At 65.8% G+C, this 10,124-nt stretch carries 5 protein-coding genes and 1 pseudogene; 2 read left to right on the top strand and 4 right to left on the bottom strand.

What is annotated here, in order from left to right:
- The 4 genes and pseudogenes from Voc01_RS52410 to Voc01_RS52395 all read right to left on the bottom strand — a co-directional run.
- A pseudogene (locus Voc01_RS52410) lies at positions 1–871 on the bottom strand (hypothetical protein); the annotation flags it as partial.
- On the bottom strand, positions 868–1,224 hold the full coding sequence (locus Voc01_RS52405) for a hypothetical protein (RefSeq protein WP_203935303.1): 357 nt from the start codon (positions 1,222–1,224) through the stop codon (positions 868–870). The pseudogene Voc01_RS52410 and the gene Voc01_RS52405, both read right to left, overlap by 4 nt.
- 1,874 nt (positions 1,225–3,098) lie before the next feature.
- Positions 3,099–3,683, bottom strand: a complete 585-nt coding sequence (locus Voc01_RS52400) for a hypothetical protein (protein ID WP_203935302.1) — start codon at positions 3,681–3,683, stop codon at positions 3,099–3,101.
- Between the two features lie 732 nt (positions 3,684–4,415).
- Entirely contained in the window at positions 4,416–5,156 is a 741-nt protein-coding gene (locus Voc01_RS52395; protein WP_203935301.1) for a tyrosine-protein phosphatase, read from the bottom strand.
- 318 nt (positions 5,157–5,474) lie between these two features.
- Between Voc01_RS52395 and Voc01_RS52390 the strand changes: the two genes are divergently transcribed.
- Positions 5,475–9,053 (top strand): NACHT domain-containing protein, encoded by a 3,579-nt coding sequence (locus Voc01_RS52390; protein ID WP_203935300.1) that lies wholly within the window; start codon positions 5,475–5,477, stop codon positions 9,051–9,053.
- Positions 9,054–9,595: 542 nt separating this feature from the next.
- A complete protein-coding gene (locus tag Voc01_RS52385; RefSeq protein ID WP_203935299.1) occupies positions 9,596–10,033 on the top strand; it encodes a hypothetical protein in 438 nt (145 codons plus the stop codon).
- Positions 10,034–10,124 lie beyond the last annotated feature (91 nt).

The following is a 10,124-nucleotide window of genomic DNA, read 5'->3' as shown; positions in this document are numbered from 1 at the left end:
CCACCGGCACCCGGTGCTCGGCCAGCAACTCGGCCACCTGCCGGGCCGGGACCGGTTCGGCCTTTCCCTCGGTCGCCGTCTCGAAGAACAACATTCCCTGCTGACCGGTGAACGTCGGAATGTCGACCGGGTCGAACGTCAACCGCCCGGCCCGGCGTCCCTGCTCCAACGTCCGATGGTCCCCGAACAGGCCGTGAACGTCGAAGTGCACGACCTGGAACCAGCCCGTCCCGTGCACTTGTGACCTGGCCTGCAACGCCGCCCGCAACGCCGCCCAGGTACCGGGCCGGACGAACTCCACCGTCACCGGCACCTGCGCCTGCCGCAGCGCCTCCAGCAACGGCCGCGACACCGTCCGATACCCCACATCTCTGGGCCCGTCCGGACGCGCGGTCACCACCAGGATGTTCACCGCCGGCCGGTCGGCAGGCAGATCGAACCGGTCCTCCAACCCGGCCACCCGCCGGATCACCGGCATCCGCACGCCCAGCGGCGTGTCCAGCCCCGGGTCTCGCAGCGTCTCCCAGTGCAGACGCTGCAAACCGGCCGAGCCCACCACCTCGATCCGGCACCCCTCGAACGCCACATCCTTCAACCGCCGGTACCGGTACCGCGCCTGCTCCGACGCGAACACCTGCCCGAACAACACCCGCCCGTACTCGGCCAACCCGGCCGCCGCCCGGTCGCGACGATCCCAGTCCAGGAACGGAAACCGAAGATGCTCCTCGAAGTACCAGACCAGCTCCCGCTCCATAGCCGCGTCGAACGGATCCGAGACCACCGCCTCGAACACTCCACCATCGACCGACACCTCGACCGTGAACGAGCCGTCCGCGCCCGCAGACCGCTCCCGGATCTGAATGACCGTCACGACCCAACCGAACGCGTCCGCACCACCAACACCCGATCACCATCCGGAGTCGTCGACTCGACCAACTCAAGATCCAGCACCGGCTGAGGAGCAGGTTGCGAAGCCTGCTGCGCCGACGACCGCACCACCAACCGCCGCACCAGCTCATACAACGCCGTACTGGCCAAATTCACCGCCAGCGGCACCACCACCAACTCCACCAGACCAGGCACGAACACCCGCCCACCCGAGCCGCCGTCGCCCACCGACGCAGGACCCACCGCCGCCGCCTCCGGATCATCCCGCCACACCGCAGCAAGATCCTCCGCACGCACCCCCACCGCAGAGTCCACGGCCACCAGCAAACGATCCACTACAACCTCCCCAAACGACTCGGCCACCCACCCAACCACCCAGCGACAGCCTGCAGGAAGGCGCATCACTCCACCGATACCAACCAAACGACCATCAACACACGCCGATCATCCCGACCAGACATCCGCTCATCGGCAGAAGAGTTGAGTCGATCATGCCCGGTCTCCGAACGCAGGGATTCTCCAACCGTCGGCCTCGTGGTCGGCGGGATCGCCCGCCGCTAGGACCCGTGCGATAGTCCGGATGGGGTCGCGCGGATGGATGGTGGTCTGCGATCGACGTGCCGATTCCCCGCGCCCACATCGGTCGCGCATGCGGCGGCGGGAATCGGAGGAGTCCCGGATTATGGCGATTCCGCCGTGTAGTTGCTCCGTGGTTGCTCGGATGTTCGCCAGTGCGGACGGACGGGTAGAACGGAACTGGATTCCTCCATTGGCCGGGCGCTCTGTCGGTGATCACGTACCCGGTGCCGACGGCCGAACCAGCCGACACCTGCCCGGACGGGCGAGGACTGGCGGGTTGCTACGAGGACTCGCCTTTGCTACCTTGGTATCTGGAGTATTGTGTGGGCCGGCAGCGGACTCTTAATCCGCGGGTTCGGGGTTCGAGTCCCTGGCGGCGCACCATCTGACCTGCGAAAACAGGTCACGTGTTTGTCCACTGTGGACCTCGGTTGCTCCTAGGTTGCTCGTCTGTTCGAGCGGGGTCGCGTCCGGTGTGGTCCGTTCCTGGTGGTGGCGGTGCGCGTACCGTCACGGCCGGTCCGGTGGTGTCCGGGCGCGAGGTCTCGGGTGGTTCGCCGCTTCCGGGTGTCGTTCGAGTCTGTTCACCGGCCCGGTAGCGGGGTTGCGACCGGACTTGGTGGCCCTGGTTCGTCCAGGCCACCGTTGAGCGCGGTGGCCGCCGACGCTGCCGGGTCCGTCCGGCCGGGTCCGTCATCCGCGGCTCCGCCGCCCCGGGGCCTCGGCGTCTTTCCTGCCAAGCTGGGATGGCGGTGACCCGGAGCCGAGGCGCCCACGAGGTGCATCGTGGATGCCTCCACCGGGACGGGCGGCAGGCCGACATCCTCCTGGCTGGCTCGCATCGTCAGGTTCCCGGCCTGGGCGGCAGCGTCGTCGGCGGTGGGCGGCCGGTGGGCCGTACGCTGGTCCGGCACCTGCCACGGTGTGCGATGACGGGCCGGTCCTGCCTATGCACAAGGGCCGGCCCGTCACGCTTGTCGCGGGCACCGGACCGGCCCGACACATCCGGCCATGCACATCATGAGTCGACGGTTCGACTGTCTCCTCCGGTGCCGACATGAGTTCCTTGTCCGGGCGTGAAGACTCGCCGATGTCGTTCCCCTGGCTCGTGGATGGTGGCCGGGTCGGATGGATCCGCTTCAACATCGCGCAGAGTCCTTGTCCTCACCGATGCGGTAGGACGACCATTCAGGAGCCGCTGCCGGCGGTGCGAGACCGGTCGGCTCCGAGTCCGCGTAAACGGGTCGGCCATCGTCGTCGGTAGGGCGCACACCGACGTTGCAACCGGCCCTTCGCCGCCCATCGGCACCCTCGCCGATGAACACGACGCCCGAACAGATCATCACCCCACGGATCGCCACACCAGCGTCACCACGGGCAAAGACCCGGGTAGCCCCGGACGCCACACCAGAAGCCGACAAACAGATCCGACCGTCGCAGCCGAAGATGATGCAACCGATCCGGCCCGCGGACGGTCGTGACACGGCAGCGTTGTCACTTCGTGGCCAGCTCCACGCGATCTTGGCTTCCGGATCTGCCGAGAAGCGGACGTAGCCTTCGCGCCCGGGGGTTCGGACATCACGTCGTCCGGGCCGCCGTCGCAACGGCGACCCGGACGTGGGACGTGGGCGTCAGCCGAGTTGGGTGTGGTCGATGTACGCGCCCCGCCAGGAGAGGTCCACATCGATGATCGGATCGAACTGGCCGAAGCAGGCCACGGCTGCGCCGACTATTGGGCAGTACTGGAAGTTCATGCCCTGAAACTTGGTCTCGACGACGGCGGCGGGCACGCGGCCGGTGGACTTGTTCCACGTGCCCGTCATCTTGATCGTCGGGTCCTTGGCGACGCGGGCCTCGGAGGTGGTGACCTGATTCACCGAGCGGAGTTCCCAGCACCACGAGTGCCTGAACTTCCACCGGAGTAGTTCCCGGTAGTAGGGAATCGAGAAGTAGATGATGTAGTAGGACGTCACGGTCCGGCACCCCTCCTCGGTAGCGGCCATCGCCGATCGGGCGGCGGCCATGGCCGCGGCGTCGATCTGGAACGCGACTATGATCTCCGCTCCGGTAGTGGGATCGATGATCGTCGAGGTTGTGGCGACGGACGTGAGTCTCTCCGTCGATTGCGGTCGTGCCTGAGCGGGGGCGGCGGCCAGCGCGGTCAGCACCAGTACCGCCAGCGCCCCGGCGAACGCTCTCACCATCTGCTTGCGCACCGGATTGTCTCCCTTCGAAAGTGTGAGAAGAAGCTAGACGGAGCCATCTGGTGTTTCCTTGTACGTCCGCTGTTGATCGGCTGAACCCCGGCGCGCCCGCGCATCGACAGGCGCACCTCGCGAGAGCACTCGTCGCCCGGCCCACCACTCGTCGCAACCGCCGGGCGTTGCGCGCCGAGGCCTGGGAGATCCTCCGCGAGCTCGACCTCACCGACGTCGCGCACCGACCGGCGCCCGGCCCCGCCGTTCGGCACCCTGAAGCGGGTGGAGCTGGCGCGGGCGCTGGCGGCGAAGCCGCGACTGCTGCTCCTCGACGAGCCCGCCGGCGGGCGTGACCTGGCCTGGGCAAGCGACTGGACAGCGGACGCGAACGACGTGGTCGCGCCACGGCTCGGTCTTCCGGCGCTGCCCGTCTTCGACTGGCCGGACGACGACGAGGACGACCCGCAGCCCGGTGCGAGTCTGCACTGCAATACCGTGGCGCTCACCCGATGGGCGGGCGGGGCGGGCATTCGTCTGGCTCGACGACGAGTTGACCGGCGCCCACCAATGGCGGGTCGCCACACATCACCTCATTTCGGTGCCGTTGTACCGCGTCGATCCGCTGTCAGGCCTGACCGAAGCCGACCGCGCAGTAGTGGCCGAATGGCTTCACCACCACAACCGACCGCTTGGTCGGTCGGCCGGATCTGCCGCTGATCGCTCGCCTCGCCGCCCATGCCGGGGCGTCGTTCATGCGGCTGTCGGAGCAAGCAGCGCTCTGATCGCACGAACGTCGTCGAGTGCCAGGAGTTCAGCGGCGTCGAAGGTGGCGATCCACTCACGCAGCGCGGGCACTCTCTCCGCGACCTGGCGCTCCAGGACTGCGGCGTCCGTCGGTGCGTGCGGGTGCCGCTGCCAGTTGCCCTTGTCGGCGTCGTAGACCCAGGCGTGTCCGGCGTACGCGCCGGCACCTCGCCAGCCAGTGGCGTAGTCGTCGATGATTGCGTCCTCGGTGGCGCCGGCGATGTGCAGCAGCATCGCCGAGATCATCCCGGTGCGGTCGCGGCCGCCCGCACAGTGCACGAGCACCGCCCGCTCAGCCCGGGCGACCGTCCGCAACGCGGCGGCGATACGCTCCGGGGCAAGTCGCGTGTTGTCGGCCCAGCAGCACGGATGGTCCAGGAACGGGCCGCAGACGCGAAGGAACTCCGCATCATCGGGGTCCTCGGTCGGCGTCGCAACGAAGATCAGGCCGTGCAACGACTCGGGCAGGATGACCGGGTGGTCGGCGAGGCGCTGTGTCTCGGCCGGTGCGTTACGCAGGTCCACGACGGTGCGCACGCCCGCCGCCTTCGCCGCGGCCCACCCCTCGTCGGTCAGATGCTCCGGCGCCGCCGACCGGAACACCTTCCCGTACGGCGTCCGGCCGCCGCCGCGCAGGGCCCGCCCACCCAGATCACGGACATTCTGCGCACCCGGCCAGCACAACACGTCTCCGATCGCCCCCGCTCAGCGCCCTTCGATCCGTTCACACTGGTACTTCACCCTGACCCGGTCAAGACCAGGCGCAGTGGCCCGCACCAAGCTTGATCGGCTGAGCACATTTGCCGCGATTGGCCTGGTCATCGCCCGGTTGCGGCTGGCTGCTAACACTTTCATGACCACGATGACGACGCCCGGGAGGATCACTGAGTGAGGCCACGCGCGGCCGGCGCCACGGCAGGTCGCCTGCCACGGGTGCGGATGTGGCCAGCGCGAATGCTCGCCGCGGTGAGTCCGATTGTCGTACTCCCGAGGCATGATGGCTGGATGTCGACTGGCGTGGCGGCCCGAGGTCCGCTTGGCGGCTCCGAGAACGAGCAGGGCGGCGACTTCCGCGCGGACTACGCGGCTCACCTCGCGGCTCATGGGCTTCGTGGTCTGGATGTCGAGATCAGCGGTGACGAGCGCACTCGCGGACGCCCGTATGTGATCCGGGCCGAGGTTGACGAGGATGTCGACGATCTGGAGGTCGTCTTTGACGGCGGGCGGCGTGTCCTGTTGCAGGTTAAGAAGTCATTGGACCTAACGACTTCGGTCGGTAAACCGTTCCGCAAGGTGATCGACCAGTGGGTGCAGCAGGTCGCGTCCGACCCGGCCGGTGACACTCCTTTGGTCGCCGTGGCCGCGTCAGGCTCGCCCGAGATCCAGCATTTGGCGGATGCGCTGGACCGCAGGCGGGACCGTCATGCTTCGTTGCCGTCGCCATCGGAGGAGAAGGCGCTCACCAAACTTGAGAGCATCTTGGCGCCTGCAGTACGCGAGGCTGTGCTCGACCGGGCGTCCATCACTATCTTCCCATGGCACGCACGCCATGGCGTTCTGTCTGCCGCGATAGCAATGCTCGACGGCAATGTGGTGGCCCCCGGCCAGGGTCGAGCGGCGGTAGCAGAGCTGGCGAAGGCGCATCGCAAGTCGGCCTCGCTTCGCAGCGGACTCGACTTCGATCAGTGGGTCGACCTTCTGGCCGACCGCTTCACGCTGGTCACGGACAGGGCTTCAAGCGCGGCCGCGAGGAAGATCGTCGAAGACGCAGCCATGGACCGCCACTGCGAGCGGCTCGGAAGCCCTGGCACTATCGATCTACTTTCCGTTGGGGCTGATCTGCCCCCGATCGATGCCGACGTCCGTAGTTGGGTCGGCGCAATCGATGGCGGGGACAAGGAGGTCGAACTCGACGACTTCTTCCGTCGCTACGGGCGGATACTCATGATCGGCGCCCCGGGATCGGGCAAGTCCACAGCGCTGCGTGCCATCGTTCAGTGTGAGGCACGCCGTGGCTGGTGTTTGCCAATCCTGATTGATCTTCGCCGTCTGCTCGAGCCAGTGGGTCTAGGCAGGGAACACTTGCGGATACTTGAGCTGAGGGGCAATCCGCTGGACGAGCTCGCTGTGATGGCCGTCGAGGCTGCCGAGCCGGAAGATCGTCCCGTTTTGACCGAGGTGATCCGACGGTCAGCTAGGCAGGGGAGCCTGCTGCTATGTCTGGATTCGTTAGACGAGACCCGCAAGCACCGTCGGGAGGTGGTGAGCTGGGTCCGGCGACTCGTGACAGCCCTGCACGTCGACTGCGACGTGCTCCTAGCAACGCGATCGAGCGCCTACGCTTCAGCTGCGACTCTCGGATGGACTGGTGCACGTCTCCTCAGCCCCCAACGGCCGCAGGCAATAGCCGAACCGATCGTCTATGCGATCGCGCGGCGCGACGGACGTGACAGCATCTGGGCTGACGCACGGCTGAAACTTGTTGATCATCATCTGATGCAGACGCCGTACCTGGGCGAGACGCCGCTGCTGGTCACTGCCCTAGCACTGGAGCTTTGCGCCTCTGAACGCTCTGCGTCGACGTTCAGCCAGGCCGAACTCATGGATTCGGTCGCACGCCGGATCACGCGCGACTGGGAACGCCGAAGCGGGCGGGGTGGCACAAGCATGCCAGCGCTTCCTGACCGCCAGATCGAGGCGGCCCTTGGCGACGCACTGTCCATCGTCGGCTGGGAGTGTGTCACTTCCAACGGCTCAGTCCGTGAAAGCCATCTCCTTGCCGTCCTCGCCAAGCGGTTTCACACCGACCAAGGACTTCCGCCAGGCACAGCGCGGATTCTGGCCGAATCATGCCTGGACTTTTGGGACGAGGCCGGAGTGCTCGTCCGAGACGACGATGGTGGCCTAAACGCACGAGCCCGGAACGTTGTCGAGGCGTCCGCAGCTCGCTATCTCGCCGACGCAGCTCCAGATGCCCGTGCGTCGTTGCTCGGTCAGGCCATCGCAGATCCCGCCATGACACACGTTCTGTCGATGGCAGTCGCACTCAACACAGAGGTCCTGACCGTTGCGGTCGGCATCGCCTCGGCCGAGGACAGCCTCGACACGCTTCTTGCGCTGGCTGCCGGCGTTCAGTCCCGGCCCGATGCGCCGCAAGATGCGATCTCCAAACTCATAGCAAGTCTGAATTCGACGGCAACACGCGGTGCCGACAGGGCGCTGGAGGCGGTCGAGGCGATTTGCCAGATGCCCGCGTTGTCCGCAGCCCGCAGGCACATACGAGAACTGGTGCGCCAGGTGATATCTCCGCATCAGCTTCCCGTGTGGGAGGCGATGCTGGCACACCGCTGGGATGAGCCTAACGCCCTCGCGCTCTGTCTCGGTGTTGCCATGTCCCCGCCCGAAGACGACAGCGAACCACCGCACATTACCGATGACGGAATCTTCGATTTAGGCGGTCGAAGTGCACACGACGGTCCTCTTGAAGCAGCGATGCTCGGCGCCGCGATGCGTCTACCTGTCGGCCAACCTGACGCGGCGCAACAGATTCAGGACGTCGCCTACAAATGCTGTGACCACCGCATCCGTACGCAGATTGACGGCCTTTTGGCGGCGAAGGGCTACCAACTTGTCGATCGCAGCCGTGAGGTCACGCTCGGCGGCATAGAAAACCTCATTGCCCGAGGCCGGCTTGAAAAGAAGTGGCTGTTGGAACGGCTCAGCGAACTGGGTCCGCAGCGTCCCTTAAAAGCTGTCGAGCGTAGACGCTTGAACAACCTGGGTCGAGTTGTAGACGGCCTTGCCTACATGAAATTGGAGGCTGGCGCGATAGGCAATGCCATTCGTAGAGATCCGGCCGACTTGACTCGTATGATCAACTTCGTTGCGGACTGCGGCGGATTGGATCGGTCAACCGTAGCTTCTGAGGCCACCGCACGATTGCAGGAGTCCGAGGACGATGTCGCGCTTCTCTGTGAACTACCTCGATGCAAGATGACGCACTGGCATGCGATCGATATCCCGGAGACCATGACTTGGCTAGGAACACTCTTCAAGAAGAGTTACCTTTTGGCCCGTCAGGGTCAGCTGGCTCTGGCCCAAGTGCCGAAGGACCTTCGGCCCCAGGCACTAAATCTGGCCCGAACTGCAGCCGAGAATCAGGCGGCGCCTACCCGGAATCGCTTCCTCACGGCCAGGCTGAGTTGCTATTTCGATCGCGACGCCATGATCATTCGATGGCGTGAAGCGGAAGACTCGGTGCTTCGTAGTTCGGTGATGAGCATTCTTCGTGGGCATCCAGAACGGCAGTCGATCCTTCTTGAAGGGATACGTGACGCCGACAGCCTGGTCAGGGCTGAAGCGGTCGGAGCTCTCGCCGACGCCGACCTCGCCCACAAGCAGGTCTCAGAAGCGTTGCACTACGCATTGGCGAATAAAGCGCCATGCACGTGTCGATACTGCGGGATCGGAGGTCAAATTGACGACGATCGCAACTGTTCGCGATGCGAATTTTCATTGCCGGATCCGCGGCGTTTGATCAGACAGAGGCTAACCAATGCCTTGAAGATCGGGGTCCTAGAATGAGGGATCTGGATTGGTTCGAGCAGAGCACTGCGCGTCCGTAGCCGCGGACAGCGCGGCCTTGCTGATCCGCCGTGAACAGCGGCCTTACCTCTCGGCACGCTGGCGCGGATCACAGGATGAAGTTGGCCCGGCGTAGCAAAGCCCGCATGCTCCGACCAGCAGCGCATCGTGCAGCAGCGCAACGCCCGTTTCGCGACGGTGCAAACTGAGCACCAGTCCGAGGACGGGCACGCCCAGGGTCCATCCCACGTACAGGGGTCAAGAGTGTCCACGTCCACGTCCACGGTGTCGGTGGCAGCGGCGGGTCCAGCAGTCCCGTGTACGTCTCTCCCACGCTCAGGACGCACAAGACCATCGTTCCAGGCAACCAGGCAATCGCCAGGAGTTGCAGCGCTACTGCCTGGGCAGTGGTCGATATGCCATCGCACGATCGTCTCGTCTCGGCGTTCGCAAGTGGTACCGGCCTTGCACAAGTTCGTGAAGATCGACCAGTGCACGGATCTGCCGCGGATCGAGTGCTGGCGCGGGGGCAGGATGGTGTGGTGAGCGCATTTATTGAGTTCTTCGTGGCGTCCGACGATCGTATGGCAGCCGCCGTCCGGTACCGGGGCCCGGCGTCTGCCTTCGCCACGGTGTCGGGCTCGTTCTTCTACGCCGAGGACGCGGTGCTGGCGTGGGAGAGTTCGTTTACCGGGCAGTCGGTCAAGGAACTGAGCGCGGGTGGAAAACCACGGATGGTGGCGCCGTGGGTCAACGACGGCAGCGGAGTTTTCGTCCTGTCCGATGAGCTGACTGGTCACCTTCTGCGTGCCGGACGGGCTCGACTGCAAGCCCTTGCGACAGAGTGGTCGACGGCGGTGGTGCGCGACGGGGACGATCTCGATGTAGACGAGGCGCTCCGTGTGGTCGTTGGCGTCGCCGCGTTGGCTCGGGCGGCCGCTGAGTCCGGCCAACTGGTGTACTGCTGGGCTGCCGACTGACCAACGGCCGCCATAGCGAACACCTGACTCTCTATCCGGCCATTCCCCACCGGCGCACTCATCTGCCGCGCTGCGCGCGCTACACGGATCT

This window comes from Virgisporangium ochraceum (assembly GCF_016863655.1).
Classification (GTDB): Bacteria; Actinomycetota; Actinomycetes; order Mycobacteriales; family Micromonosporaceae; genus Virgisporangium; species Virgisporangium ochraceum.
Note: the sequence above shows the minus strand (reverse complement) of the source record. Positions and strands in the feature narration are given on the sequence as shown.

Coding starts and splice junctions, on each gene's coding strand:
- Voc01_RS52390 (WP_203935300.1), top strand. CDS start 5,475: ATGTCGACTGGCGTGGCGGCCCGAGGTCCGCTTGGCGGCTCCGAGAAC.